This window comes from Micromonospora auratinigra (assembly GCF_900089595.1).
Taxonomy (GTDB): domain Bacteria; phylum Actinomycetota; class Actinomycetes; order Mycobacteriales; family Micromonosporaceae; genus Micromonospora; species Micromonospora auratinigra.
Window position 1 is genome coordinate 2,403,754 of record NZ_LT594323.1, and the last position, 26,705, is coordinate 2,430,458.

The window sequence follows — 26,705 nt, forward strand, 5'->3', positions numbered from 1 at the left end:
GCACCCACGCTCCCCGACCCCCGGAGAGCGTCATGACCGCTACGTACGGGAGACCCGCGTGAAGCTGCTGCTCACCTCCGCCGGCGTCCAGAACCCGAGCATCCGTGCCGCACTGGTGGACCTGCTGGGCAAGCCGATCTCCGAGTCCAGTGCCCTGTGCATCCCCACCGCGTGCTATCCCATGGGTGGGCCGGCCTCGGCCTGGCGTTTCGTCAGTGGTCAGACGCCGCTGCCGATGACCGACCTGGGCTGGAAGTCGCTGGGGGTGCTGGAGTTGACGGCGCTGCCCAGCATCGGGCGGGAGCGGTGGGAGCCCTGGGTCCGGGAGGCCGACGTCCTGCTCGCCCACGGCGGCGACGCGACGTACCTCAGCCACTGGATGCGGCGGTCCGGGCTGGCGGACCTGCTGCCGTCGCTGCCCGACACCGTCTGGGTGGGGCTGAGCGGCGGCAGCATGGCACTGACCCCCCGCATCGGCGCGGACTTCGTCGCGTGGCAGGACGCGCCCGACGACCGCACCCTGGGCCTCGTCGACTTCTCGATCTTCCCGCACCTGGGCCTCGAGCCGGACAACACCATGGCCGGCGCCGAGAAGTGGGCGGCCGAGATCGCCGGACCGGCGTACGCGATCGACGACCAGACGGCCATCACGGTCACCGACGGCACCGTCGAGGTCGTCTCCGAGGGGCAGTGGAGGCAGTTCCCCGGGTAGTCGCGACAGCGAAGCACGTTGAACTCGGAGGTTCAGTGCCCTAAGGTGAACCGTGTGGTTCACCAACACGTCCTGGACCGGGTGTTCGCCTCGCTCGCCGATCCGACCCGCCGAGGCATTCTGATCCGGCTCGGCGACGGCCCGGCCACCATCGGCGAACTTGCCGAACCCACCGGGATGAGCCTGACCGGCATGAAGAAGCACGTACGGGTGCTCGAAGATGCCGGACTCGTCGTCACGGAGAAGGTCGGCCGGACCCGTCAGTGCCGTCTGGGCGTCGCGCCACTGGATGAGGCGATGGCCTGGATCAGCTTCCACCAGCGGCTCTGGGGCCGCCGCCTCGACGGCCTCGACGCCTACCTCACCCTCCAGCCCGGCTCGAAGGGACAGGATTCATGACGCTCGACATGCGGATGACGCGGCAACTACCCGCCAGCCCGGAGGAGGTCTTCGACGCGTACACGGACGCCGAGAAGCAGAAGATCTGGTTCACCATCCTCGACGAGCAGCCCGGCATCGTCGAGATCCAGGTCGATCTGCGGGTCGGCGGGCAGCAGACAGCGGTGTGGGGGCCCAGTCCGGACATGCTGTTTCGAGAAACGCAGACCTTCCTCGTGATCGACCGCCCGCACCGGCTCGTCACCAATTCCACCGGCACCGGTCCGGACGGCATGACCATGACGACCCGCATCGAGGTCACGTTCGAGGAGAACGATGGCGGCACTCTGATGACCGTGGTCCAGAGCGGTTTCCCGGTTCCCGAGATCCGTGACTTCTTCGTCGGCGAGGTGTGGGCCGGCGCATTCGCCCGCATCGAGGCGTTCCTGGTCCGCCGGGGTGGGACGGAGCCCGCCGATGTCTAGGCACTCTCCGGCGGCGACCGTCGCCCTCGCCGGCGCCACCGCCGTGGCGGTCAATCTCATCCTCTACGGCGTCGGGCGAGCGGTCGGCGGCACGTTCCGGTTCACCACCTCCGGTGGACCGGCCGAGGTCGACGCGGTCACCGTCGCCGGTTTCAGCGCCGTACCGCTGCTCGTCGGCCTCACCGCCGTCGCTCTGCTCGCGCCGCGTGCCGCCTGGGTCGTCCGGGTCGCCCTGGTCGTCGGCCCGCTGCTGGCGATCGGCACGATCGCCCTCATGACCCTGCCCACAGACTTCGACACCGCGAGCAAGGCGACACTGGCCCTCTGCCACCTCACCCTCGTCCCGATCACCATCGCCGCCGTCATCGCCGTCGACCGTGCCACGCGCCCATCAGTGACCACCGTGACCTGACCGCGTGGCCCGCCCTACCTACCCGAGCAGTGCCGCCGCCGCGGCCAGGGTGCCCAGCGACAGCGTCGTGGTCAGCACCACCGCCCGGTTCGCCACCGCCTCGCCGACGCCGTACTCCTGGCCGAAGATGAACGTGTTCTGCGCCGTCGGCAGGCCCGCGCACACCACCACGGCGAGCAACTGCGACGCGGACAGGTCCAGCGCCAGCCCGGCCGCGTACGCGACGACCGGCTGCGCGACGAGTTTCAGCGCGGCGATCACGGCGAGCTCGGTCGGCTCGGCCGGCTCGGTCCGCGTCGGCGCCGTGCGGTGCAGCGAGGCGCCGAGCGCGACCAGGGCGGCCGGCACCGCGGCCCCCGACAGCAGGGTGAGCGACGCGCCGGCCGCCGACGGCGGACGCAGGCCGGCGGCCGAGCAGGCGACACCGAGCAGCGACGCCAGGATCACCGGGTTGCGGACCGGCAGCGAGGCGATCCGGCGGACCCGGACCCGTCCCTCCGGGTCACGGTGCCGGTCCAGGGCGACCAGGATCACCGGCGTCACCACCAGCACCTGCACCAGCACCACCTCCGCCAGGAAAGACACGTCGCCCAGCACCTGCGTGGCGATCGGGATGCCGAGGTTCGCCGAGTTCACGTACCCGGCGGCCATGCCCCGGATCGGCCGCTCGCCGGGCGCGCGACCGAACAACCGGCCCGCGGCGACCCACCCGGCCCCGACGACCGCGGCCGTACTCACCCCGAAGGCGAGCAGCGGGCGGCCGGCGAACCCGGACAGCGGCATCCGGGACAACGCCAGGAACAGGGCGGCCGGCATCGCGAGGTGGAACACGAAGCGGCCGAGCGCCGACGCCGCCGCCTCGCCCAGCAGGCCCCGGCGACAGGCCGCCCAGCCGACCGCGGTGAGGATCCAGATCGGTACGAACGCGGACACCAGGCTCATCCGTGCGTCACCCCTCGAGGGTTCCCACTGCCACGGACCACCCGCGCGCAGCCCAGCTCTGCCCGCGTTCGGCCCGGCCGGCCGTCCCGCCCCGAGGGAGGAGGGCGGGGCGGCAGGCCGGGCGTGGCCACATCGGGCCGGACGGCGAGCTAGCCCGTGGTGACCGCCGATCGGGGCGCGTCGGCCCGGTCGGCGGGCGCGGCACCCGCGGGCTCGAACAGCAGCCGGCTGCGCAGCCGCCGGAACCCGGTGCGTTCCAGCTCCGCCAGCGCGGCCACCCGGTGACCGTCCACGTCGGCCACCACCTCGCGCGCGCCGCCCTCGGCGAGCACCCGGACCGCGTCGACGAGCAGTTCGGCACGGGCTGCCTCGTCCCGCAGGCCGAGCCAGGCCAGCAACGGGTAGCAGGCGTCGCCGGCCGTACCGGCCAGCCCGACCGGCTCCCCGGCGTCCAGCGCGACCCGCCAGTTGTCGCCCAGGCCGCCCAGCCAGGCCAGCGGCGCGGTGGCCAGGTCCACGCCACCGACCGCGCGGGCGATCTCCTTGCCGGTCAGCACCTCCGGGTCGCCGATCCGGGCGACCAGGGCCTCGACCTCGGCCGCGTCGGCGGCCGGACGGAAGGTGTACCGGCCGGCGGTGGCCGGCAACGGGGTACCGGCCCAGGTGCAGCGCAGCCGCTCGCCACGCTCCACCAGCCCGGCGAGCCGGGCCGCCGCCATCGGCGGTGCCACCACGGCCAGCACCTCCGGCCGGCGTCGCCAGTACGCGGGCAGGGTGGCCTGGTAGGACAGCGGGCCACCGAGCGCCTCGTGCGCGGCGCGCAGCAGCGCGGCCCCGAGTTCCGGTTCGGCGGTCAGGTCGAACCAGTCCAGCCAGGGAGAGCCGACGGCACCGGGCGGGAGCAGCCAGGCCGCCCGGGCGACGACCCGGCCGCCGCGCAGGGCCACCCAGGTGTGCTCGGGGCGGTAGCCGCCGCCGGCGACGCCGTCGGCGTAGCCCATCTGGCGCAGCTGCGGCAGCGGGTCGGGCATGGAGTCGAACAGAGTTTCCTCGCCCGCGACGAGCGGACGGATGACCGGATCGGTCATGGCGGTGATCCTCCGGGAAGGCGTACGCCCCGGATCAGCTCCGCGTGGACGCCGGTACGCGGACGGGGCGCAGAACATCGGACATTGTTCTGACCTCCCTCCGGCTCGTCGGCGTACCCGGAACCTACCGGACCGGTCGGCCCGCCCGCAACGCCCGACCCGGCCGGCCGGCCGCGGGAAATGCTTGCCGCACGACATGCACCGCAATTCTGGAATGGACGGTTCCCATTCCGTCACCGGAATTGCCGCATTGCCCGCCACCGCGACAAAGTCGGCGGATCATAAAGCCGCGGCCCGCGGCCCGCCCGGCGCGGCCATGTCGACAAGGTGTCACAGCACTTGTGCGCCCCGCCGCCGGGCTATTTCCTGTTGACCAGGGTGGCGGCCATGCCGGGTCCGGGCCGGGGAGCATCAGGGTGATGATTGAATACGAGGGGACACCGTTGCGTGTCCTCGTTGTCGACGACATACGGCTCTTCCGCGACCACGTGCTCGACATTCTGGGCGCGCAACCGTTCGTCGAACGGGCGGCCGGGGCGGCCGACGCCGAAGCGGCCCTGCGCGCGGTCGCCGAGCACGGCTTCCGGGTCGTCCTGGTGAGCCTGGCGACGCGGGACAGCCTCGCCGTCTGCCGTCGGCTGGTCGCCGCCTGCGCCGACACGCGGGTGATCGCGCTGGGCGTCTCCGGCGGCGACGACGAGGTGGTGGCGTGCGCCGAGGCGGGCGTGACCGGCTACCTGCTGCGCGACGAGTCGAGCGAGGGCCTGCTACGGGTGGTCGCCGCCGCCGGACGCGGCGAGGTGACCTGCCCTCCCCCGGTCGCGGCGGCGCTGATGCGCCGGATGGGGCAGCGCGGGCGCGCCCCGGGCGGGCCCGCCGGGGAGAGCCGGCTGACCACCCGGGAACGGGAGATCCTCGGCCTCATCGACGAGGGCATGTCCAACAAGGAGATCGCCCGCAAGCTCAACATCGAGATCCGCACCGTCAAGAACCACGTGCACAACCTCCTGGAGAAGCTGGAGGTGAGCCGCCGGGGCGAGGCGGCGGCACTGGTGCGCGGGGTCCGCCGCCGGGCGCAGGCTCCCGGCTGGTGACGCCGGCCCGCTGACTCCCGGCGCCGGGAAACGCGCCGGCGCTACCGGAGGACCCATTTGCGGCCCGATCCGGAATCCGATCGTCCACCCTTTTCGACCGAACGGTCGATCACCTTTCGCTGATCGTTCGAATTGGTGTCGGCCAGCGGACAGGCAATGCGATCCGCCGACCGAGGAAATCAATGGGTACCACCGTCCCTGGTACCAAAGGACCAGTCGACGCCCTGGTCCTCAATTGAGCACCAATCTCCATTCTCGACCGCCGCCGTCATTCGTACCGTGATAGGTGCCGCACGGAGGAGGCCGATGGTGCCAGCAATTCGCATACTTCTCGGCGGCGTGGCGACGACGGTGCGGGACGCGGTTCTGCGGGCCGTCGAGGAACAGGCGGACCTGGAGGTGGTCGGTGTCGCCGCCGGCCCCTGGGAGCTGTTGCAGGCCGCCGGCGCGCTGGCGGCGGACGTGGTGGTGGTGCCGGCTCCCGCCGGCGGGCTGCCCGGGGTCGCCACGCACCTGCTGGACCAGTACCCGGGCATCCGGGTGCTGGCGGTCACCGGAGCGGGCACGGCGGTGAGCTACCGGCTGCGCCCGCAGCTCGTCGAGGTCGCCTGGGCGACCCCGGCCGAGCTGGCCGCGGCCATCCGGGCGGACGACGAGGAACAGCGGTGAGCGGGACCGGACGAGGGTGAGGGAGGAACGACATGGCCAGTGACCTGGTGCACGGCTTCGAGCAGCCCTGGACCTCGGCGAACCCGGCCCTGCTCGACAGCACCGTCACCGCGTTCCGGGTGCAGGGCACCGGCTCGCTGCGGCTCGCCGCACACGCCGGGGCCACCGGCGTCACCGCGCAGCTCACCCCACCGGCCCCGCTGGACCTGAGCGGCTACGACGAGCTGCGGCTCTGGACGTACGCCTCGCGCGCCGCCGACGGCACGGCGGCCGCGCCCTTCCTGCTGGAGCTCTCCTACTCCGACGCGGCCGACGCGCCCGGCGAGGAGCACCGCTGGCTGATCCCGGTCAACCGGCGGCGCACCTGGGAGCAGCACCGGTTCGGCATCGCCGGCGACCGGCGCGGCCGGGTCACCGGCTTCACCCTCCGGGTCCTGACCGGCGTGCCCTTCGAGATCCACCTCGACGAGCTGCTGGCGGTACGCGACGACGCGCTGCTCGACGTCGAGACGGCGCTGGTGCAACTGCTCGACGGGCTGCCGCTGCCCGGGGTGACCGCGCTGCCGGTGCAGCCCGCCGCGGCCGGCGCGACCACCCTCGTCGTCGGTCTCCACCACGCGCTGTACCCGGGCAACCGGATCACCGTCGACGGCACGTCGGCGCGGTACGCGGTGACCGCCGCGACGCACGACGAGGTGGCCGGCACGACGACCCTGACCGTCACCCCCGCCCTGGCCACGGCCACCGGCCCCGGGGCACGCCTGAGCGTCGTCGCCCCGGTGGTCGTCGAGGAGCCCCCGTTCACCGACGTCACCGCCGTCGACGGGCTGCCCGACCCGGTGGTGCTGCTCACCCTGACCGACCAGCGCGAGGAGCCCGAGCGGGGCTGGAACATCCCGCAGCGCGACTCGTTCCGGGTCCGGGGCGGGCTGACCGTGTGCAGCCTGCGCCCGCCCCCGCGACCCGTCCTCGCCGAGTACCAGCTGCTGCCCGCCGCCCGGCACCGGGCCCACTCGCTGGCGCTGCGCACCGAGATCCTGCGCCGGGTCGGCGTCGACACCGGGCTGCGCGTCAACGGCACCGTCCTGCCGGTGCAGACGCTGCTGCCACCACCCCTGGACATCCGCACCCGCGCGGTGCCCGCCCCCGTCTACCTGCACGTCGGCACCCGCGTCGAGCAGGGGGCCCGGACCGAGGCGCCGTGGGTGCGCCAGGCGCAGCTGCGCTCCGGCCCGCTGGACACCCCCTGGGACCCGAGCGGGTCCGCGCCACCGCCGACGCCCGGGCCCGAGGACCAGGAAGGAATCGTGCTCCGGATATGACCAGCTACCGGCTCCGCGAGGGAGCCACCCTCGTGCTGCGGGTCGACGACGGACCGTGGCAGACCCTGACGTTCGGCCCGGACACCGTGCCGGACGCCACCGCCGGGGACGGTGAGCTGCACGCGACCGGCGAGCAGCTCGCCGCGGCGTTCGACGGCGTCGACGGGGTGAGCGCCGACGTGGACCCCGACGGCGCGCTGGTGCTCGCCACCGAGGGCACCGGCGAGAGCACCGTGCTGGAGGTCGACCCGACCGCCTCGACCGCGGCCGCCGCCCTCGGGCTCGGCACGGGCGGCCCGGTCGCGGTCTCCGGCCACGGACCCGGCTCGGCCGTGCTCACCGGCGGCGCCGGCCCGTACCCGCTGCCGTCGGGCGCCGCGATGAGCGTGCAGGTGGACAGCCGGTCGCGGCGCAAGGTCACCTTCGACGACCAGGACGGGCAGTGGAGCGCCGAGGAGGTCGCGGCGCGGATCAACCGGCAACTGCGCCGCGCGGTCGCCCGGGCCACCGGCGACGGGCACGTCCGCCTCACCTCCCCCACCCGGGGCGTCGGGTCCCGGCTCGCGGTGACCCCACCGGCGACGGACGTGCCGGACGCCGCCGCCGTCCTCGGCTTCACCGGCGACGCCGCGCTCAGCGACCCGTACCGCACCGGTCCGGCGCGGCTGGTCTGCCGGCCGGCGGCCGGCACCACGGTCCTGGAGAACCTCACCTCGGCCCCCGTCGAACTTCAGCTGCCCACCGGCCGGCAGGTGTTGCCGGCCCGCGGACGCCTCGTCGTCGCCTCCGGCACCGCCGCCGACGGCCTGCTCCGCCGCCTCGTCGCGCAAGGGACGGTCCGGATGTCGCCAGAAAGGAACTCGTAGCGATGGCACTTCAGGTAGGGGTGAACGTCACCGAGGTCGACGGGCGGGCCAGCCCCGCGTTGGCGGCCGCGCCCACCTCCGTCGGCGCGTTCGTCGGGCGTACCCGCCGGGGCGTGCCCGACCAGGCCGTCCGGGTCAGCAGCCTGGACCAGTTCACCGCCCGTTTCGGCGGCCACCACGCCGACGGGTACCTGCCGCACGCGGTCACCGGGTTCTTCCTCAACGGCGGTCGCGAGGCGTACGTCGTGCGGGTCGCCGGCGCCGGCAGCCAGGCCGCCCGGGCCACCCTCAACGACCGGCAGGGCGCAGCGGCGGCCAGCCTGCGGGTCAGCGCCGGCTACCGGGGGGTGGCCGACCCGGGCGTGTGGGCACACGCGCTGCGGCTCGACGTCCGCGACGATCCCCGGGCCGTCACCACCGTCGGGGCCGCCGCGACCGCCGCCGCCACCACTCTGCAGCTCGCCTCGCTGGCCGGCGTCGAGGTCGGCACGGTGCTGCGGGTCGCCTCCACCACCACGCTGTTGCGGGTCGTCACGGCCGTCGACCGGGCCACCCGTACGGTCACCCTCGGCGCCGCCACCGGCGAGGCCGTGGCCGCCGGGGTGGCCGTCAGCAGCGCCGAGTTCCGCCTCGTCGTCCGGCAGCAGGATCCCGCCACCGGCGCGTTCCCGGTCGTCGAGACCTGGTCGAACCTCTCCATGCAGTCCGGCTCCGCCGACTACGTGCTCGACCGGCTCAACCACCCGGTCACCGGCTCCCGCTACGTCACGGTCGCGGACCTGAGCAGCGCCGCGCCCGGCGTCGACCTGCCCGCCGTGGTCAGTGGCGTCGCGCTCACCGGTGGCAGCGAGACCGCCGCCGCGGCCGGCGACCTGGTCGGCGACGCCGCCGCGCACACCGGGCTGCACGCGCTGGACACCGCGGCCGTCCAACTGCTGGCGGTGCCCGACGCGCACCTGCTCCCGGCGGTGGGCGAGGCGCTCGTGGTCCGGGGCGCGCTGGACTACGCCGCGGCGCGCGGCGACTGCGTGTACGTCGGCTCGGCCCCGGACCGGGGTCACCCGGCCGGCACGGTTCCCCGCTCCACCGCCGACTACACCGAGACCGTCGCGCACTACACCCAGGCGGTCAAGGAGTACGCGGCCCAGTTCCAGGGGGCGAAGGTCTACGGGGCGTTGTACGCGCCGTGGATCCAGGTCGCCGATCCCGCCGGGGTGGGGCCTGCGCCGGTGCGGTTCGTCCCGCCCGAGGGGCACGTGATGGGCGTCTACGCCCGCACCGAGCAGGAGCGCGGCATCCACAAGGCCCCGGCCGGGGACGCCGCCGCCGTACGCGGCGCGTTGTCGCTGGCCGCCGCGTTCAGCGCCGGGGAGCACGACGACCTGGTCCGCAACGGACGGACCAACGGGCTGCTGTCGCCCGGCGGGCGGACGCCGGTGGTGGCCGGCTCCCGGACACTCTCCACCGACACCCGCTGGCAGTACGTGAACGTCCGGCTGCTGTTCAACTTCGTCAAGTCGTCGCTGCGCGACGGGCTGCGCTTCGTGCGGCAGGAGCCGCACACCGAGGCGCTGCGCCGGATGGTCCGGTTCAACGTGATCACCCCGTTCCTGCTGGGCCTGTGGCAGCAGGGCGCCTTCGGCTCCGACCCGGCCGAGCAGGTCTTCACCGTCAAGTGCGACGCGGAGAACAACCCGCCCGCCGACGTGGACCTCGGGTTGTTCCGGGTGGAGGTCTATTTCTACCCGGTCCGCCCGGCCGAGACCGTGCACCTCATCGTCGGCCAGCAGCCCGGCGGCGGCACCGCCGCCGAAGCCTAGGAGTAGCTGATGACCATCAACCTCGGCGTGACCGTCGTGGAGGTCGACGGCAAGTCGTCCCCCGCGATCGTCTCCGCGCCCACCTCGACCGCCGGGTTCCTCGTCCGCAGCGCGCGCGGCGCGCCCGACCGGGCGGTCCGGGTCCGTGGCTTCGGCGACTTCGTGTCCACCTTCGGCGGCTACACCGCCGACGCGTTCGGCGCGTACGCGGTCCGGGGCTTCTTCGACAACGGCGGCTCGGACGCGTACGCGGTGCGGGTCGTCGGTGCGGGCGCCCAGTCGTCCACCGTGGTGGTGAACGACCAGGCCGGCACCCCGGTGCCGACGTTGCGGCTGCGGGCCGGCGCGCGGGGCGTCGCCGAGCCGGGCGCCTGGGGCGACGCGCTGAGCGTGGCCGTCGAGCCGCACCCGCTCGGCGTCGCCTCGGTGCCCGCCCAGGTGGTCGGCGGCACCGCCGAGCCGTTCGCGCTCACCGACGGGGCCACCGCCCAGTTCACCGTCACCACCCGGGGCGTCGACCAGGTCGGCACCGTCACCTTCCACGCCGCCGACTTCGCCACCATCGGGGCGGCGTCGGCACAGGAGGTGGCCGCCGCGATCAACCGGCAGACCACGGCGGTCCGGGCCGCGGTCACCCCGGACGGCACCGTCGCGGTCGCCGTGGTGGCCACCGACCCCCGGGTCTGGTCCCGGCTCGCGGTGACCGCGCCGGCCGCGCTCGGCTTCACCGGCGGCAACGCCAACAGCGACGGCTCCCTCGCGGCCGGCCGGACGGTGGCGGCGCTGTCGTCGGCGAGCGGCTTCCGGATCGGCTCGGCCGTACGCTTCGCGGTCCGCGGGCACGCGATCGGCACCGCCGCGGTGGCCGCCACGGTCGCCGACGGCGCGGGCGTGCTGGTCACCACCGACGGCGGCCCGGGGGAGACGATCGTCTTCCACAACTCCGACTTCGCCAACCCGGCGGCGGTCACCGTGGCCGAGGTCGCCGCGGCGATCAACCGGCAGGCCGTCGCGTTCAGCGCCGAGGTCACCCACAACAACCGGCTGGCGCTGCTGTCCAACCGGGACGGGGCGGGCTCCACGATCGCGCTGGCCGCGCCGGGCAGTGGCGGTGACGCACGTACCGCGCTGGGGCTGGCCAGCGCCACCCCGGTCGCCGGCTCGCAGACGTTCCGGCAGCTCACCGCCGCGTCGGAGACGTACCGGCTGATCGGGTGGGGGTCGAGCCCGGCGTTCCCGGCGCTGCCGGCCGCCGCGGTGCGGGTCTCCACCGTCGAGTTCGACCTGGTGGTACGCCGCGACGGCGCCGAGGTGGAACGCTTCGGCCCGGTCAGCATGGTGGACAGCCACGACTCGTACGTGGAGGCGGTGGTCAACGACCCGCGGGGCGGCTCGGCGTACCTGGTCGTCACCGACCTGGACAGCGCCTCCGGGGTGGGCCTGGACGCCCCCGCGCCGGGCGTTTACCCGCTCACCGGGGGCGACGACGGGGCCGACCCGGCGGACACCGCCTACCTGGGCGACCCGGCCCAGCGCACCGGCCTGGAGGCGTTCAACGAGGTGGCGATCCAGCTGCTGGCCTGCCCGGAGTCCACCTCGATCGGGGTGGCCGCCGGGGCGATCGGCTACTGCGAGCGGCGCGGCGACGCGATGTTCATCGGCACCGTGCCGTACGGCTTCGACCGCGAGGGCGCCAAGGCGTACGCGGCGGGCCTGCGCGGCCGGAAGGTGTTCGGCGCGCTGTACGGGCCGTGGATCCAGGTGGTCAACCCCGACGTGGCCACCGCGGCGGCGCAGCCGCTGGTGTGGATCCCGCCGGTCGGGCAGGTGCTCGGCACGTACGCGCGCATCGCCGACGCCCGGGGCGTGTGGAAGGCGCCCGCCGGCGACGAGGCGCGCCTCTCCGACGCCCTCGGCGTGGAGTACGACATGACCGACGCCGACCACACCGACCTGGTCCGCAACGGCGGGGTCAACGGCATCCGGGCGCTGCCCGGCGCGGGCATCGTCGTCGACGCGTCCCGGACCCTCTCCACCGACACCCGCTGGCTCTTCGTCAACGTGCGCCGGCTGTTCAACTTCGTCAAGTCCTCACTGCGCGACGGCCTCACCTGGGTGGCCCAGGAGCCGCACGACGAGGCGCTGCGCCGGATGGTCCGGTTCAACGTGGTCACCCCGTTCCTGCTGGGGCTGTGGCGGCAGGGCGCGTTCGGCTCCGATCCGGCCGAGCAGGTCTTCACCGTCAAGTGCGACGCGGAGAACAACGCGCCGGCGGACGTGGCGAACGGGGTCTTCACCCTCGAGGTCTATTTCTATCCGGCCAAACCGGCCGAGGCGATCCTCATCGTCGTCGGCCAGCAGGACAGCGGCGCGACCGCGACCGACGGCTGATCAGCGGCACACGGGAAAGGCGAGACAGATGGCAGAGCTGACGTTCCAGGAGTCGTACCGTACGCACGGCTTCCTGGTGGAGATCGAGGGCACCCAGTGCCCCGTCACCAAGGTCACCGGGTTGAACGAGGGCATGACCGAGACGATCGAGCAGCCCGACGGCGGCTCCCCCACGGTGCACAAGATCTCCAGCGGCATCATCAAGTTCGACACGCTGGTCATCGAGCGCAACATGGACGGCAGCCGGTTCGACGGCTTCTTCAAGGACTGGTTCGCCGAGATGTTCCAACTCAACGGGAACACCAACACCTCGTCGGTGCGGCGCAACGGCGCGGTGATCAAGCTGGAGAACGGCCAGGAGGTGCTCCGGTTCGCCTTCTACGGCGCCTGGGTGAAGTCCTCCAAGCTGTCCGATCTGGAGGCGGGCAGCTCCGGGCTGTTCAAGCAGACCCTGGAGCTGGAGCACGAGGGCCTGGAGCGTGTCTCGTGACGATGACCGAGATCGAGGTCCGGCCCCGCCGGCCCCGCGAGCACGAGGTGCGACTGCCCGTCGGCCACCTCGACCTGGACGGGCGGCTGCACCGTACCGCCCTGCTGCGCAAGATGACCGGGCACGAGGAGGCGCTGCTCTCCGACCGCAAGCTGCGCGCCAACGGCGGCAAGATGGTCACCGAGCTGCTCAACGGCTGCGTGCGCGGCATCGGTGAGATCAGCCAGGTGAACCGGTCGGTGATCGGCGCGCTGACCTCACCGGACCGCAACTTCCTGCTGCTGGAGCTGCGCAAGCTCACCTTCGGCACCGAGCTGGAGGCGCACTACACCTGCCCGTCGTGTCGGGAGACCACGGTCGTGCTGGAGGACCTGGAGACCTTCCCGGTGCGCCACAGCGAGGGGCTGGGCATCCCGGAGATCGTGGTGGAGCTGGAGGACGGCTTCGAGGACCGGGCCAAGGACGCCTGGTACGACGTGCTGCGCTTCCGCCTGCCGGTCGGCGCCGACGAGGAACGGGTGTCGCTGATCGCCCGGGACAACGCGGCCAAGGGCACCAACGCGCTGCTGGCCCGCTGCCTGGTCAGCGTCAGCGGCGACGGGGAGGAGATGCCCGACAACCGCCGCGAGGCGCTCGGCACGAAGATCCTGTCCGACCTGACGATGAGCGACCGGGGCCGCATCGAGCGGGCGTTCCGCGACGAGATGCCCGGCGTCGACCTCAGCCGCGAGTTCGACTGCGGCACCTGCGGCCGGCCGATGCGCACCTCGTTGGACCTGACCAGTTTTTTTACCCCGAGCTGACCGACGCCGACCGGCTCCGGCAGGAGGTCTTCGCGCTCGGCTACCACCTGCACTGGAGCTGGTCGGAGGCGATGGGACTGGAGATCGACGAGCGGCGGGCGTACGTGCGGCTGCTGGCCGACGTGCTCGCCGAGCAGAAGGCCGAGATGGACCGGGCGAAGGCGCAGTCGCGGCACTGACGGTGCGACGGATACCAGGAAAGGACGGTGAACCGCGGTGGACGGGGTGCTGCCCATCTCGCTGTCGCTGAGCGACAACAGTGCCCGCCTGATCGGCGCGTACGTGCGCAGCGGCCTGGTCGACGTGGTCCGTCCGCCGTTGGACCGGATCGAGACGGCCCTGCTGGCGCTCCAGGACGGGCTGCGGATGTTGAGCATCGACGTGGTCGACGTGTTCAACGGCGTCGCCGACCGGCGGCTCAAGGTCCAGATCATGAACGAGGCGCTGCTCGACCACATCGAGGCCACCCGGTGGGCGGTGGCCTACCTGAGCTACAACAAGTTCCTCGAACTGCTCGACCACATCGCCTACATGCGCTGGTTGGACGGCCGCTCCCACCTGCACCTGCACCAGATCATCGAGGGACTGGCCCGGATCGAGAGTCTGGTGGCGAGCTTCGCCACCGAGGTCAGCGGGATCGGTTCGGTGATCATCGGACTGCTCCAGGCGATCCTGGACAAGCTCAACCAGGGCATCGGGCTGACCGGGACCATCCAGATCGTCGTGACCGGCGCGGACCCGCTGGCGAACATCGACCTGTTGAAGCTGCTGGGGCTGATCGGTCTGCTGGCGCTGGGCCTGGCGGTCATCGTGGCGTTCCTGTTCGGGGTCAGCGCGGCGCTGGCCACCTTCGGCGCGGGCGCGCTGAAGGCGGCCGCCGCGGTGGTGCTGCTGTCGCTCGGGCTGATCCCGCTGATCAACGCGCTGGCCAAGTTCAGCCTCGGCGAGCTGGGGATGATCGCGGGGGGTTTCGCGGCCATCGCGCTCTTCGTGGCCGCGCTGGGCAAGGCGTTCCAGCAGTTCACCACGGACCTGGAGAAGGTGGTCCCGCAGCTCAACTCGTTCTTCGAGGCGATCGCCAAGCTGATGACGACGCTGTCGAAGTTCGACGTCGGCGAAATGATCACCATCGCCGCCGGATTCGCCGCCATCGCCGGCTTCGTCGCCCTGCTCGGCAAAGCCTTCCAGCAGTTCACCACCGACCTGGAGAAGGTGATCCCGCACCTCAACACCTTCTTCGACTCCATCGCCAAACTCATGACCACGCTGTCGAAGTTCGACGTCGGCGAAATGATCACCATCGCCGCCGGATTCGCCGCCATCGCCGGCTTCGTCGCCCTGCTCGGCAAGGCCTTCCAACAGTTCACCACCGACCTGGAGAAGGTGATCCCGCACCTCAACACCTTCTTCGACTCCATCGCCAAACTCATGACGACCCTGTCGAAGTTCAAGGTCGGCGAGCTGGCCACCATCGCCGTCGGGTTCCTCGCCATCGCCGGCTTCGTGTGGCTGCTCGGCCGGGCGTTCCAGCAGGTCACCTCCGACCTGGAGAAGATCGTCCCGCAACTGGACCGGTTCTTCACCTCGATCGGCAACCTGATGACCGCGCTGGCCCGGTTCAAGCCGGGCGAGATGGTCACCATCGCGGTGGGCTTCCTGCTGATCGCCGGCTTCGTCTGGCTGCTCGGCAAGGCGCTGGCCACCCTCACCGACCAGGCGATCACGGCGATCGACCCGCTGGCGAAGTTCTTCACCGCGATCACCGCGCTGATGACCGCGATCGCGAAGTTCTCCCCCGGCGAGATGATCCAGATCGCGATCGGGTTCGTCGTGATCGCCGGCTTCGTCTGGCTGCTGTCGATGGCGATCAACACGCTCACCCAGCAGGCGGTCGACGCGCTGCCGGGGCTGGCGACCCTGATCGAGAAGCTCACCGCGCTGGCCTCGACGTTGGCGAACATGACCGCCGGCGACATGGTCACGATGGCGATCGGGCTGGTGCTGATCGCCGGCTTCGTCTGGGCGGTCGCCGCCGCCCTGGTCTACGCCGCCGGGCCGCTCGCCACGCTGAGCAAGCTCTTCGACGGCCTGGGCAGCGTCCTGAGCACCGTCACCGACCTCGCCGGCGGCCTCTGGGACGTGCTCGGCGACATCGGCGGCGTGCTCGGTGACCTGGCCGGCGGGGTCGGCGACCTCTTCGGCGGGATCGGCGACGCGATAGGCGGCATCGGCGACTCGCTCTTCGGCTCCATCGACGTGAACGCCATGGTGAACCAGGCCACCCTGGCCGCCGCGGCACCGCCGCCACCCCCACCGGCCGCCGTCGGGGCCGGTGCCGGGCTGGGCGCGCTCGCCCCCGGTGGTGCGCTCGCGGCGGCTCCCGTCGGCGGCGCGACCAGCGTCGACCAGACCGTCAACGCGGGCGGCATCAACATCAGCATCACCGCCGACCGGCTGGAGGCCGACTCCGCCCAGCTGCTCACCGACGACATCGTGGCACAGCTCCAGGCCCGCCTCGGCGCGCTGCGGTCCACCCAGGACTTCCAGGCCGGCGCGCGTCCGGCGACGGCGTGAGGAGGCACAGATGAGCAACCTGCAACTGCGCAACCCGGTCCGCGGCTTCCTCGTCAGCGTCGGCCTCGACCCGGAGATCCTGGTCCAGTTCCAGTACAACCCGGACAAGGTCACCGACAAGCGCTCGGTCAGCTACGCCACGCTCAACGCGCCCGGCATGCTCATGCCGGTCCGGCAGTACAGCGCCGGCGGTGAGCGGACCCTGTCGTTCACGGTGGTGGTCGACGGCCTGTTCAAGGGGCCCGCGGACGACGAGATCGACGTGGCCCGCGACGAGCGCGGCGGGATCGGCCCGGAACTCAACAAGTACCGCGCGTTCGTGCACCCGCGCACCGAACGCTGGCAGGACGCCAACGGCGCCCCGGACGGCTTCACCGGCCTGTACGCCGGCGCGGAGACCGTCTTCGCGGCCCCGCCCACCTGCCGGTTCGGCTTCGGCGAGCGGGTCGTCGACTGCGTGGTCACCGAGGTCAGCATCACCGAACAGCTCTACAACCCCGACCTCGACCCGATCCGGGCCGAGGTGCAGGTGACCCTGGCCGAGCTGACGCCGTACAACCCCGATCCCGCCGCCGGAGGAGCGATCTGATGCCGATCCCGCCGAGTTCCCGTTTCGCCGGCCTGCCGGTGCTGGAGGTGGTCGCGCCCGACGGCAGCCGCCGGCACGTGCTGGGCCTGCGGCTGCACACCACCGGCACGGCCGGCACCGAGACGCACCGGGTCCGCCAGGGTGAGCAGATCGACCTGATCGCCCGCCGCCGCCTCGGCGACGAGCAGCTCTGGTGGCGGGTGCTCGACGTGAACCCGGTGCGCTACCCGCTGGACCTGACGCCGGGCGAGCAGCTGCGGCTGCCCGACCCGGGCCAGGCCACCCGGGCCAACCGGGCGAGGAGCTTCTAGTGACCGCGCCGGGACTGCCGGCCCGGGTGCCGTACCTCTCGGTGGTGATCGAGGGGCAGGACATCACGCCGTGGGTGACGTCGGTGCAGGTCATCGAGGACGACCGGCTCGCCGACAGCACCACGATCACGGTCAACGACCCGCGGATGATCTACGCGGACGCGCTGATGGAGGGCTGCGTGGCCGAGATCGACCTCGGGTACGCCGAGCCGGGCCAGCACGCCCTGCTGCTGCGCGCGCTGATCACCAAGGTCGAGTTGACCTACCCGGAGAACGGCGTGCCCCAGGTGAAGATCAAGGGCGAGGACAAGTCGATCGAGATGGGCCTGGTCGAGAAGAAGAAGAACTGGACCAGCACCACGGTCAACGCCATCGTCCGCAAGATCGCCCAGCCGTACCGGTTCGCCGACGTGGTGGCCGGGCTGAGCCCCGACCCCCGGGTCACCCGGGAGAACCAGGACGCCAAGACCGACCTGGCGTTCCTGCAGGACCTGGCGAAGAAGTACACCGCGAAGTGCTTCGTCGAACTCGACGAGAACGAGCGGGAGGTCCTCTACTTCATCCCGGACCGGCGCATCCTGCACCTCAACCGGGCCGACAAGCTGGTGCTGCGCTACCGGCAGGGGCCGGGCAGCAACCTGATGTCCTTCAGCCCGGCCTTCGACGCCAGCTACATCGACCGGGTCAAGGAGGTCAACGACATCGACGACGGCGGCCGGGCGGTCAACACCCCGCCGCAGCCGCCGGTGGAGGTGTTCATCTGGCCGCTCGCCGCCGACCTGGGCAGCCGGGCCAGCCGGGTCGACCTCGACCGGATCGACGCGCTGTACGAGGTCGGCGTGCAGGCCCGGGAGAAGCTCCAGCAGGAGCTGGCGAAGCCCCGCCCGAGGACCGGGGCGGTCGCGGCGAGCCAGCAGAAGCTCGACGACGAGACCGGCGCGCTGGAGTCCCGGCGTCTCGGCATGTCCGCCACCGGCACCACCCTCGGCTCGATCTGGATGCGGGCCAAGTGCAACGTCTCGATCACCGGGGTGCACGAGCGCTTCGCCGGCGACTGGTACGTCACCGGCGTCACCCACACGATCGACAGCAGCGGCTACAAGACCGACTTCAAGGCCGTCCGGTGAGGGGGGACCGTGGCTGACCAGTACTTCGGCAAGTACAGCGGCGTCGTCAAGGACAACCGGGACGCCGACAAGCTCGGCATCGTGCAGGTCAGTGTGCCCACCGTCTTCCCCGCCGAGGAGCAGGTGCCGGCGCGGGCCGCGCTGCCGTACGGGATGTTCTTCGTACCTCCGAAGGACATGAACGTGTGGGTGGAGTTCGAGGGCGGTGACAGCAACAGTCCGCTCTGGACGGGGGTGCAGCACGTTCCCGGCAGCTGGGCCCCGGAGGCGGCGAAGAATCCGCCGACCGTGCGGGCCTTCCGGACCGCCGCCGGCCACCTGCTGATCTTCGACGACACCGAGGGCAGCGAGTCGGTCGTGCTCACCGACGGCGTCAACGCCCACCGGCTCACCTTCGACGCGGACGGGGTGGTGCTCACCGACGGGAAGAACAGCCACTCGATCACCCTGGACGCCAACGGGATCACGGTCACCGACGGCGTCAACCACCACGAGATCGAGCTGGGTTCCAGCGCGGTGACGGTGAAGCACGGCGCGGGGGTGGCGAAGGTGACCCTGGAGGCGGCGTCGGCCAAGGCCGAGGCCGGGGCGGCCAAGGTCGAGCTGGGGCCGGCCGGCGCGACCGTCGACGGGCCGGTCATCATGCTCGGCGCCGGGGCCAGCCTGCCGCTGCTGCGCCTCGGCGACCAGGGCATCGGCAACCTGGGCGCGCCCGTCCCGATCACCATCACCACCCAGACCAAAGTGATCGCGTGAGGGGTGGGCGATGACTCTCGGGCCGGACAAGACCACCTGCGCCACCGAACTGCGCGAGGCGATGCGCGCGCAGCTCGACACGATGGACCCGCCGCAGGGCGGCAACGTCGACAACCCCCAGGTGAAGCCGAACTTCGACGCCCTCGGCGACGGGGTGTGGCGGATCCTCACCCAGGACGCGGAGACGATCAGCGCCGCCGCGCAGGACCCGACCTTCTGGGCCTTCCTCGCCGCGCTGCGCACCGAGGTGGAGCAGCTGCGGGCCTTCGACGCGGGCCTGCGTACCGCCTTCGCCGCCTGGGACCCGACGCTGCCGGCCAGTGGCGCCACGCTCAAGGCCGCGATCGCCGCGCTGACCGTGCCCGCGTCCACCCCGGCCGCGCCGACCAGCCTGAACGGGAGGATCCGGTGACCACGCTGCGGGGCATGGCGATGCCGTTCCGCGTCTCCGCCGGCGGCGTCGCGCGCAGCGAGGGGCCGCAGAAGGTCGCCGACGACCTGCGCCACCTGCTCTCCACCCGGCTCGGCGAGCGGCTGCTGCGGCGCGGCTACGGCGGCGGCGTGCAGCACCGGCTCCAGCAGCCCAACGACCACACCCTGCGCACCCTGATCCGGCACGAGATCGAGCAGGCGCTGCGCAACCACCTGCCCCAGGCGCGGCTGACCGGCCCGGTCCGGCTGACGCACGACGAGTCCGAACTCACCGTCACCTTCGACTACGCCATCGACTCGACCGAGGTGGCGCAGCGGGTGGCACTGAAGCTGCCGAGGTCGTCATGAGCGAGGTACGCGGACTGCCCATCGACTACACCAACCTCGGGTACGAGGCGCTGCGGGAGTCGATGCTGGCCATCGCCCGGCAGACGCTGCCGGAGTGGACCGACCACTCGGAGAACGACCTGGGCGTCCTGCTCATCGAGTTGTTCGCGTACGCGGCCGACGTCACGCTCTACTACCAGTCCCGGATCGCGGCGCAGCTCTTCCCGGAGACCAGCGACGAGCCGGAGTCACTGGTGCAGCTGCTGCGGCTGCTCGGCTACGAGCTGCGCTCCGCCCCGCCGGCCACGGTCGAGCTCGCCGTCGCGGTGGACGCGGCGCAGCCGCTGCCGGTGACCGTCCCGGCCGGCACCGCCTTCCTCGCGCAGACCCCCACCGGCGAGCGGCAGCAGTTCGAGGCGGTCCGCGACACCACCATCACCGGCGCCGGCCTCGGCCCGGTGGTGGAGGAGAACCTGCGCTGGTTCCTCCCGGTCACCGCGGTCGAGGGGCGCACCGTCACCGACGAGCTGCTGGGCGTCTCGGACGGCGCGCCCAACCAGCTCTACACGCTCGGCGAGGGCCCGGTCATCGGCGGCTCGGTCACCGTCACCGTGGCCGGCCCCGGTGGCCCCACCCGGTGGCAGGAGGTGCGGTCCCTGGCCACCGCCGGTCCCGCCCAACGCTGCTTCGCCACCCAGCGGGCCGCCGACGGCCGGGTGACGCTGCTCTTCGGCGACGGCGTCAACGGCGCGGTCCCGCCCCGGGGCGGCGCGCTGGACCCGGTGGAGCTGCTGGCGACGTACCGGGTCGGTGGCGGGCCGCAGGGCAACGTGCCGCCGGGCACCACGTTCACCTCCCCGGTGAGCGCGCTGCGCCGGATCGTCGCGCCGGCCGGCGGCACCGGCGGCGCGGCCGCGGAGAGCATCACCGGCGCCCGCGACCTGGCGCCCCGGCTGTACCGGGCCCAGGACCGGGCGGTCACCGCCGACGACCACGTCGAGCTGGCGTTGCGTACGCCGGGCGTGGGCAAGGCCCGGGCGGTCGCGTTGAACTGGAACGACGTGCTGCTGTACGTGGCGCCCAGCGGCCGGGTCGAGCAGCCCTCGGAGCTGCTGCGGCGGGACCTGCTGTCGGCCTTCGAGCAGTCCCGGATGGCCGGCACGGTGCTGCGGGTGCTCGGCCCCGAGCCGGTCGACGTCTACTTCGCGGCCACCGTGCGCGCCGAGCCGTACTTCCTGCAGGAGGACGTCCGGGCCGCGGTGACCGGCGCGGCGGCGGACCTGATCGCCTTCGACCGGGTCGACTTCGGCGAGCCGATATACCTGAGCCGCCTCTACGACGCCCTGCAGAGCCTGCCCCAGGTGGCGTCGCTGACCGTCACCCAGTTCAGCCGCTCCCCCGACGGCGGCGTGGACGCCGACGGGGTGATCGAGCTGGAGCCGTTCGAGCTGGCCCGGGCCGGGTACGCCGAGACGATCCGGCTGGTCGTCACCGGTGGGGTGGCGCGATGAGCCCGACCACCCTCGACCGCAGTCCCACCCGGGTCCGGGCGGTGCCCCGGCTGCTCGGCCGGGAGATCGAGCTGACCTGGGCCAACCCGCCGGTGTCGGCGTTCGGCGGCGGCTTCCTGCTCGGCGTGCGGGTGGTCCGGCGGGAACGGACGTTCCCGCTCGGCCCGGACGACGGCGTGGTGGTGCACGACGAGACCGCGCCGGTGGTCGACCGGCTCGTCGACACCGGGCTGACCCCACTGACCCGCTACTACTACACGGTCTTCAGCTACGACGGCACCGACTTCCACGCCGGGGAGGGGGCCCGGGCCAGCGCCCTCGCCACCGACGAGCACGGCCTGGGCGAGCGCCTCTACCGGCTGCTGCCGGCGGTGCACCAGCGGGAGGACCGCCCGTTGCGCCCGGACGAGGTGCACGCCCTCGACCCGGGCGTGCAGGAGGCGCTTCGGGTGCTGCCGCCGCAGTTGCGCGGGGCCGGACAGCTGCGCCGTTTCCTCACCGCGGCGACCGCGCCGCTGGGCCTGATGCGCAGCACCGCCGAGGCGCTGCGTCAACTGCACGACGTCGACCGGGTGGCCCCGGACTACCTGCCCCTGCTGGCGGCGTTCCTGGACTGGCGCACCGACCGGACGCTGCCGGTCTACTCCCAACGCAACGAGGTGCGCGCCGCCCCGCACCTCTACCGCGGCGTGGGCACCGTGCCGAACCTGCGCTCCATCGTCACCCGGTACACCGGCTGGCAGATCCAGGTCGCCGAGTACGCGCAGCACATCACCCGCGCCCACCACGCCCCGCAGCAGAACGTCTTCGCGCTGCGCGAGACCGGCGCCGGCTGGGTCGCCGCCGGCGACGCCGCCGACCTGCTGGGTTTCGCGCCGCCGAACACCGGCGCCGGGTCGGCGACGGTGACCGGCACGACCAGCGGACCGTTCCCGCTGCGCGCCGGCATGGAACTGACGGTCAGCACCGACGGGGCGGGACCGGTCACCGCACGCTTCGCCCGGGGCGACGCGGTGAACCTCGGCGCGGCCACCACCGCCGAGGTCGCCGCCGCCCTGAACCGGCAGTTCGTCCACCTGACCGCCACCGCCGTGCCGGGCGGGCGGCTGCGCCTGGACGCGCACGGGGGCACGCTACGGGTCGAGGCCCCCGAGTCGAGCCTGGTCACCCTGGACGGTGCGCCCCGCGGCCGGCTGTCGGTGGTGCCGGCCGGGGCGGCGGCGTTCCGGTTGTTCCACGCCGTCGCCGACCCGCTCGGCCCGGTCGACAACCGGGCCGCCCGCCGGGCGGTGGCCGGCGACGCCTTCCCCCGGCCGCCGGTCGTCGGGGACCCCGGACGTCCTGCCGACGGGCCGACCCCCGCGCCGTTCGTGCCGGCCGAGCCGGTCGGCCAGATCCAGGTCAAGCCGTACCGGGACGGGCAGTGGGGCAGCTCGACGCCGCTCTTCCCCGGTGGCGAGCCGGCCGCCGCCGCGCTGCCGCCGGCCGGGCCCGGGCTGCCGGCGCGGATCCTGCTGGCCTGGGTCGACCGGCCCGGCACCCCGGACGCCCGGATCCTGTTCAGCGTCGGCGCCACCGCCGACCCGGCGCCGGCCGTGCTGACCGGCCGGGCCGGCACCCCGTTCCCGCTCCCGCACGGCTCGTTCCTGCTGGTCCGCGACGCCGCGGGCCGGGCCCGGGCGGCCCAGTTCGCGGCCACCGACTTCGCCGACCCGGCCGCCCCCTCGATCGGGGACGTGGTCGCCGTGCTCAACAGCCGGCTCGCCGGGCTGCTCACCGCGTCGGCGGCGCCCGGCGGCGCGCTGCGACTGACCTCGGTGCTCACCGGCGGGGACGCCCGGCTGGAGGTGGACCTGGCCACCTCCACGGCCGCCGCCGCGCTCGGCTTCGGCCCGGACAACTGCCGCGCCGCCGGTGACTGGGGCGACCGGATCGACTGGCGCGAGCCGCAGCCGCTGCCGATCGTGCCGGCCGGGCGCCTCGCCGACCTGGCCGCCTGCCCCGACGACGCGGCCGGCACGGTGCGCCTGGCGTACGCCCGGCACGACGGCACCGCCTGGCAGGTGCGTACCGCGCGCTTCGACGGCACCGCGTGGGGCGCCGACGAGGCGCTCACCGCCGGCCCGCTGGCCAGCCGGGAACCTACCCTCGGGCGGGACCCGGACGGCCGGGTCTGGGCGGTGTGGTCCCGGCAGGGCGCGGTCGGGGCGGCCGGCTGGTCGCTGCGGCAGCGCAGCCGCCCGGCCGGCGGGGCGTGGGGCGCCGAGGCCGCGCTGACCCCGCCGCCCGCGCCGGACACCGCCGGCGACCGCGAGCCGGGGCTGGCCGTCCGTCCGGGCCTGCCGCCGTTGGTGTTCTTCCGCTCCGACCGCGGTGGCGGCGCGGACCTGTGGTCGGTGCCGGTGGGCGGCAGCGCGGCCCGGATCACCGCCGGGGCGCCCGCGGACACCTGGCCGGCCCCGGTCGACGTCGGCGGCGCCCGCTGGCTGCTGCACCGCACCGACCGCTCCGTCGGGTACGACACGGTGGGCGGCGCGGCCGGACAGCACACCGGCACCCTGCACCGGTACGCGGGCTCGACGACCGTGGTGCTCGGCGACGTCGACCGGCTGCGCCGCCGGCGCGCCTGGGACGACCTGGTCGCGTACACCCCGCACCGGCCGGACGGGGCGAGCACGGCGCAGCCGCTGCGCGAGGACGAGATCTACACCCGGGGCACCGTCGGGCTCTACCTCACCCAGGCCGTATCCGGGCTGCTCGACGAGAGCATGGCCGAACGGCTGCGCGCGGTGCTGCGCCGCTTCCTGCCGATCAACCTGCGGGCCGTGGTCTGGCTGGCCCCCCGCGCCGAGGTCGAGTACGTCTACCCGGCCGGGGCGGACCTGCTCGACACGTACCTGGACAAGCATCCCGACATCGACCACCTGAGCGTCGGTGAGGGGCCGGTCTCGGTGCTGCTGCCCGGCTGGGGCGTGCTCGGCAGCGCCCAGCTGTCCACTCCCCCGCCGACCGATCCGGAGGCCCGGGGGACCACCGCGGACCCGACCGACCTGACCAGCCTGCGCTGGCGCACCCACCACCCACCGCTGCAGTGACAGGGGACCTGAGATGACTTCCGACGACCGCATCGAACGCCCGGCGGCGGGCCTGTACGGCCAGTTCCGGGACGTCCTGCACGACGCCGACGGAGAACAGCGGTGGGACCGCGGCTGGGTGCGCAACACGATCGTGACGGACTTCCGGCGGCTGCTGGCCGGGTTCGTCCGGGGCACCCCCACCACCGCGGAGTCGGTGCTCGGCCTCGCCGTCGGCGCCGGGCTGCCCGCCTGGGACGCGAGCGGCCCGCCGCAGCCCTCCCCCACCCAGGCGGCGCTGGTCGACCCGCACCCGCACCTGGTGCCCCGAGCGCAGCTGCAACTGGACTACATCGACCCCGCCACCGGCACCATCTCGGCCACGCCCACCGGCACCCTCCAGCTCAAGGCACTGCTCGGGCCGGGGGTGCCGGCCTGGCCGGACGGCAACCACGCCACCAGCACACTGCGCGAGTTCGGGCTGGTGGCCCGGCTCGACGGCACCCAGGTGCTGCTGAACTACCGCACCCATCCCGCCATCGCCAAGGACCCCGCGAGCACGCTCGAGCGGACCATCTGGCTGGTGTTCTGACGATCCGCGAAGGAGGCGACCAGATGGCCGTCATCACGGCGAGCACCTTCGATCCGCTGCTCGCACACGTCAACGTCCGGCTCCAGCAGGGTGTCCCCATCGTGGACGCCGACTGGAACACCCAGGACGACATCCGCAAGTTCGAGTTGCGCGCCTTCCTCAAGTGGTACGTCGGGGACGGCGTGCCGGAGGGCAACGACGGGTTCCGGATCGGCACCGGGCCCGCGAACAGCTTCACCATCCGGGCCGGCGTACAGGGCCCGGGTGGCAGCCTGCCCAACGCCGAGGCCGCGCTGCGGCAGGTCGGCCGGTTCATCGTGGACGGCCTGGACGTGTTCCTGCGCTCGGACGTGAAGTTCGACCAGCAGCCGCTGCACGAGAGCCAGCCGGGCGCGGCGGCGCTGGCCACCCGGCTCGGGGTGCCGGTGGTGACCAAGCTGGACACCCCGGTCACCGACCACCGGGTGCTGGTGGAGCTGGACGTCTGGGAACGGCTGCTCACCCCCGACGAGGACCCGGGGCTGATCCACACCGGGCTCGGGGTGGAGACCTGCGCGCGGACCCGCCGCGAGTGGGTGGTCCGGGCGTACCCGGAGACGACACCCGGCCCGCACCTGCCGGGGCACTCGTACGCCACCCTGGCGGTGCTGCAACGCTTCACCGGGCAGGACGTGGTGGCCGACGGGCAGATCATCGACCGCCGGCAGCGGCGGCTGCTGCTGCCCCCGGCGAACCTGGTCACCGACCTGCTCGGCGTCGACCCGTACGACTACCGGGCCGGGCAGGGCCGCCCGCCGATCAGCCTGCGGGAGGCGATCAACGCGCTGCTGGCCGGGCAGCTGCCCACCACCGCCGACCTGTCGGTGTCACCCGGTCCGGGCTCGGACACCATCCGGCGGGCGTTCGTGCTGGACTCGCAGAACGGGCTGGCCGCGTTCTGGATCTCGCCCCGGGTCGGCAGCGTCAACCAGATCTTCGCCACCCGGATCGACCTGGCCGCCCCGGACGCGGGCTTCGCCCCGGCCGTCGCGGTGACCAGCGGCACCACCCACGTCGAGCCGACCGCGGTGCCGCTGCCCAACGGCGAGTTCCTGGTGGCGTACCAGAACGGGCTGCTCAGCAGCGCCAGCACCGACGTGGTGTTCAAGCGGGCCACCCTCGCCGGGCTGGCCGCCGCCCCCGAGCAGGCGCTGTCGGCGACCGCCGGCACCGCCGACGAGACCCCGTTCGGCGTGCTGTCCGCGGACATCGTCACCTTCTTCGTCCGGCAGGCGGCCACCAACACCTGGTTCTTCCGCCGTTACCGGCACACCGACAGCACCTTCCTGGACGCCACCCCGGTGGCGCTGCCGGCCCCGGCCGCCGCGGGCGTCGCCGGGGGCCTGCACGCCACCGCCGCCGGGGGTGTCGTCTGGTTCGGGTACGTGACCACCGCCGGCAACACGATGACGCTGGGCCGGCTCACCCCCACCGCGCCGGCCGCCTCGGCCGTGGACCACGTCATCCCGGCCCCGCTGGCCGGGACCGACCCGTTCGTGGTCGGGGTCAGCGCGACCGAGGCGATGGTCTTCTACAAGGACACCCAGGTCAAGGTGGTCAGCGCGCAGAGCGGCAGCTGGCAGACCGGGGCCGTCGTGACCGTGCCGGGCAGCGACGCGGACACCCAGCCGGCCGCCGCCCGGGACGCCAACGGCACCTGTTTCCTGCTGGCCACCCGGCCGGTCACCGGCGCCGGCAACGAGGTGTTCCTGCGCCGTCGGGACCCCGCCACCGGGGTGTGGGGTTCGGCGCAGCAGGTGATCTCCAGCCCGTCCAACGACCAGAACCCGCACCCGGTCCTCGTGCCCGGCCAGGGGATCTGGGTGCTGTGGCGCAGCGACCGGCCCGGCGCCGGCAACTTCGACCTGTACGCCAAGCGAATCGTCACCGCCATCTGACGC

General features: G+C 73.3%; 25 protein-coding genes. 23 read left to right on the forward strand and 2 right to left on the reverse strand.

The genetic code is table 11. The annotated features are described in order from the left end of the window. Positions 1 to 58 precede the first annotated feature (58 nt). Genes GA0070611_RS10925 through GA0070611_RS10940 form a run of 4 tightly spaced genes read left to right on the forward strand, consistent with a single transcriptional unit; the run spans position 59 to position 1,987 of the window. On the forward strand, positions 59 to 712 hold the full coding sequence (locus GA0070611_RS10925; protein ID WP_091661987.1) for a Type 1 glutamine amidotransferase-like domain-containing protein: 654 nt from the start codon (positions 59 to 61) through the stop codon (positions 710 to 712). 54 nt (positions 713 to 766) lie between these two features. Continuing rightward, entirely contained in the window at positions 767 to 1,111 is a 345-nt protein-coding gene (locus GA0070611_RS10930; RefSeq protein ID WP_091661991.1) for an ArsR/SmtB family transcription factor, read from the forward strand. Next, complete coding sequence (locus GA0070611_RS10935) at positions 1,108 to 1,575, forward strand: SRPBCC family protein (RefSeq protein WP_091661995.1); 468 nt, start codon at positions 1,108 to 1,110, stop codon at positions 1,573 to 1,575. Before GA0070611_RS10930 ends, GA0070611_RS10935 begins: the two co-directional genes overlap by 4 nt. Beyond that, positions 1,568 to 1,987, forward strand: coding sequence for a DUF6069 family protein (locus tag GA0070611_RS10940; RefSeq protein ID WP_091661998.1), 420 nt, complete (start codon positions 1,568 to 1,570; stop codon positions 1,985 to 1,987). Before GA0070611_RS10935 ends, GA0070611_RS10940 begins: the two co-directional genes overlap by 8 nt. A gap of 18 nt (positions 1,988 to 2,005) precedes the next feature. Here the strand turns inward: GA0070611_RS10940 and GA0070611_RS32215 are convergent, their stop codons facing one another. Next, complete coding sequence (locus tag GA0070611_RS32215) at positions 2,006 to 2,929, reverse strand: AEC family transporter (protein ID WP_091662002.1); 924 nt, start codon at positions 2,927 to 2,929, stop codon at positions 2,006 to 2,008. A gap of 149 nt (positions 2,930 to 3,078) precedes the next feature. Continuing rightward, complete coding sequence (locus GA0070611_RS10950) at positions 3,079 to 4,017, reverse strand: acetyltransferase (protein WP_091662007.1); 939 nt, start codon at positions 4,015 to 4,017, stop codon at positions 3,079 to 3,081. Between the two features lie 443 nt (positions 4,018 to 4,460). Between GA0070611_RS10950 and GA0070611_RS10955 the strand changes: the two genes are divergently transcribed. The 19 genes from GA0070611_RS10955 to GA0070611_RS11045 all read left to right on the forward strand — a co-directional run bounded on the left by GA0070611_RS10955 (position 4,461) and on the right by GA0070611_RS11045 (position 26,702). Then, the gene (locus GA0070611_RS10955; RefSeq protein ID WP_167604419.1) at positions 4,461 to 5,111 is read left to right on the forward strand and encodes a LuxR C-terminal-related transcriptional regulator; all 651 of its coding nucleotides are present in this window, start codon (positions 4,461 to 4,463) and stop codon (positions 5,109 to 5,111) included. Positions 5,112 to 5,450: 339 nt separating this feature from the next. Continuing rightward, positions 5,451 to 5,780, forward strand: coding sequence for a hypothetical protein (locus GA0070611_RS10960; protein WP_091662015.1), 330 nt, complete (start codon positions 5,451 to 5,453; stop codon positions 5,778 to 5,780). A gap of 32 nt (positions 5,781 to 5,812) precedes the next feature. Then, on the forward strand, positions 5,813 to 7,102 hold the full coding sequence (locus tag GA0070611_RS10965) for a hypothetical protein (protein WP_091662020.1): 1,290 nt from the start codon (positions 5,813 to 5,815) through the stop codon (positions 7,100 to 7,102). Then, positions 7,099 to 7,968 carry a hypothetical protein gene (locus tag GA0070611_RS10970; RefSeq protein WP_091662024.1) on the forward strand — a complete coding sequence of 290 codons (870 nt, stop codon included), beginning with the start codon at positions 7,099 to 7,101 and terminating at the stop codon, positions 7,966 to 7,968. The genes GA0070611_RS10965 and GA0070611_RS10970 overlap by 4 nt, the downstream gene beginning before the upstream one ends. A 2-nt stretch (positions 7,969 to 7,970) precedes the next feature. Further along, entirely contained in the window at positions 7,971 to 9,788 is a 1,818-nt protein-coding gene (locus GA0070611_RS10975) for a phage tail sheath family protein (RefSeq protein ID WP_091662028.1), read from the forward strand. Positions 9,789 to 9,797: 9 nt separating this feature from the next. Continuing rightward, positions 9,798 to 12,179, forward strand: coding sequence for a phage tail sheath family protein (locus tag GA0070611_RS10980; RefSeq protein WP_091662032.1), 2,382 nt, complete (start codon positions 9,798 to 9,800; stop codon positions 12,177 to 12,179). A 28-nt stretch (positions 12,180 to 12,207) separates the two neighbouring features. Next, the gene (locus GA0070611_RS10985; RefSeq protein ID WP_046566633.1) at positions 12,208 to 12,669 is read left to right on the forward strand and encodes a phage tail protein; all 462 of its coding nucleotides are present in this window, start codon (positions 12,208 to 12,210) and stop codon (positions 12,667 to 12,669) included. A 2-nt stretch (positions 12,670 to 12,671) separates the two neighbouring features. Beyond that, a complete protein-coding gene (locus GA0070611_RS10990; protein WP_091662036.1) occupies positions 12,672 to 13,472 on the forward strand; it encodes a T4 family baseplate hub assembly chaperone in 801 nt (266 codons plus the stop codon). A 216-nt stretch (positions 13,473 to 13,688) separates the two neighbouring features. After that, the gene (locus tag GA0070611_RS10995; protein WP_091662041.1) at positions 13,689 to 16,046 is read left to right on the forward strand and encodes a hypothetical protein; all 2,358 of its coding nucleotides are present in this window, start codon (positions 13,689 to 13,691) and stop codon (positions 16,044 to 16,046) included. 10 nt (positions 16,047 to 16,056) lie between these two features. After that, on the forward strand, positions 16,057 to 16,635 hold the full coding sequence (locus tag GA0070611_RS11000; protein WP_091662044.1) for a CIS tube protein: 579 nt from the start codon (positions 16,057 to 16,059) through the stop codon (positions 16,633 to 16,635). Then, positions 16,635 to 16,946, forward strand: coding sequence for a hypothetical protein (locus GA0070611_RS11005; RefSeq protein WP_091662049.1), 312 nt, complete (start codon positions 16,635 to 16,637; stop codon positions 16,944 to 16,946). Before GA0070611_RS11000 ends, GA0070611_RS11005 begins: the two co-directional genes overlap by 1 nt. After that, the gene (locus GA0070611_RS11010; RefSeq protein ID WP_091662053.1) at positions 16,946 to 18,073 is read left to right on the forward strand and encodes a phage late control D family protein; all 1,128 of its coding nucleotides are present in this window, start codon (positions 16,946 to 16,948) and stop codon (positions 18,071 to 18,073) included. The genes GA0070611_RS11005 and GA0070611_RS11010 overlap by 1 nt, the downstream gene beginning before the upstream one ends. 9 nt (positions 18,074 to 18,082) lie before the next feature. Beyond that, positions 18,083 to 18,829 (forward strand): phage baseplate assembly protein V, encoded by a 747-nt coding sequence (locus GA0070611_RS11015; protein WP_091662056.1) that lies wholly within the window; start codon positions 18,083 to 18,085, stop codon positions 18,827 to 18,829. Between the two features lie 10 nt (positions 18,830 to 18,839). Beyond that, positions 18,840 to 19,241 carry a hypothetical protein gene (locus GA0070611_RS11020; protein WP_091662060.1) on the forward strand — a complete coding sequence of 134 codons (402 nt, stop codon included), beginning with the start codon at positions 18,840 to 18,842 and terminating at the stop codon, positions 19,239 to 19,241. Continuing rightward, positions 19,238 to 19,609: a GPW/gp25 family protein gene (locus tag GA0070611_RS11025; protein ID WP_091662063.1), complete on the forward strand. Its 372-nt coding sequence runs from the start codon at positions 19,238 to 19,240 to the stop codon at positions 19,607 to 19,609. The genes GA0070611_RS11020 and GA0070611_RS11025 overlap by 4 nt, the downstream gene beginning before the upstream one ends. Beyond that, positions 19,606 to 21,099 (forward strand): baseplate J/gp47 family protein, encoded by a 1,494-nt coding sequence (locus tag GA0070611_RS11030; RefSeq protein WP_091662065.1) that lies wholly within the window; start codon positions 19,606 to 19,608, stop codon positions 21,097 to 21,099. The genes GA0070611_RS11025 and GA0070611_RS11030 overlap by 4 nt, the downstream gene beginning before the upstream one ends. After that, positions 21,096 to 24,194: a phage tail protein gene (locus GA0070611_RS11035; protein ID WP_091662068.1), complete on the forward strand. Its 3,099-nt coding sequence runs from the start codon at positions 21,096 to 21,098 to the stop codon at positions 24,192 to 24,194. The genes GA0070611_RS11030 and GA0070611_RS11035 overlap by 4 nt, the downstream gene beginning before the upstream one ends. A gap of 13 nt (positions 24,195 to 24,207) precedes the next feature. Then, positions 24,208 to 24,765, forward strand: a complete 558-nt coding sequence (locus GA0070611_RS11040; RefSeq protein ID WP_091662073.1) for a hypothetical protein — start codon at positions 24,208 to 24,210, stop codon at positions 24,763 to 24,765. 23 nt (positions 24,766 to 24,788) lie between these two features. Beyond that, positions 24,789 to 26,702 (forward strand): DUF6519 domain-containing protein, encoded by a 1,914-nt coding sequence (locus GA0070611_RS11045; RefSeq protein WP_091662077.1) that lies wholly within the window; start codon positions 24,789 to 24,791, stop codon positions 26,700 to 26,702. Positions 26,703 to 26,705: the final 3 nt, after the last annotated feature.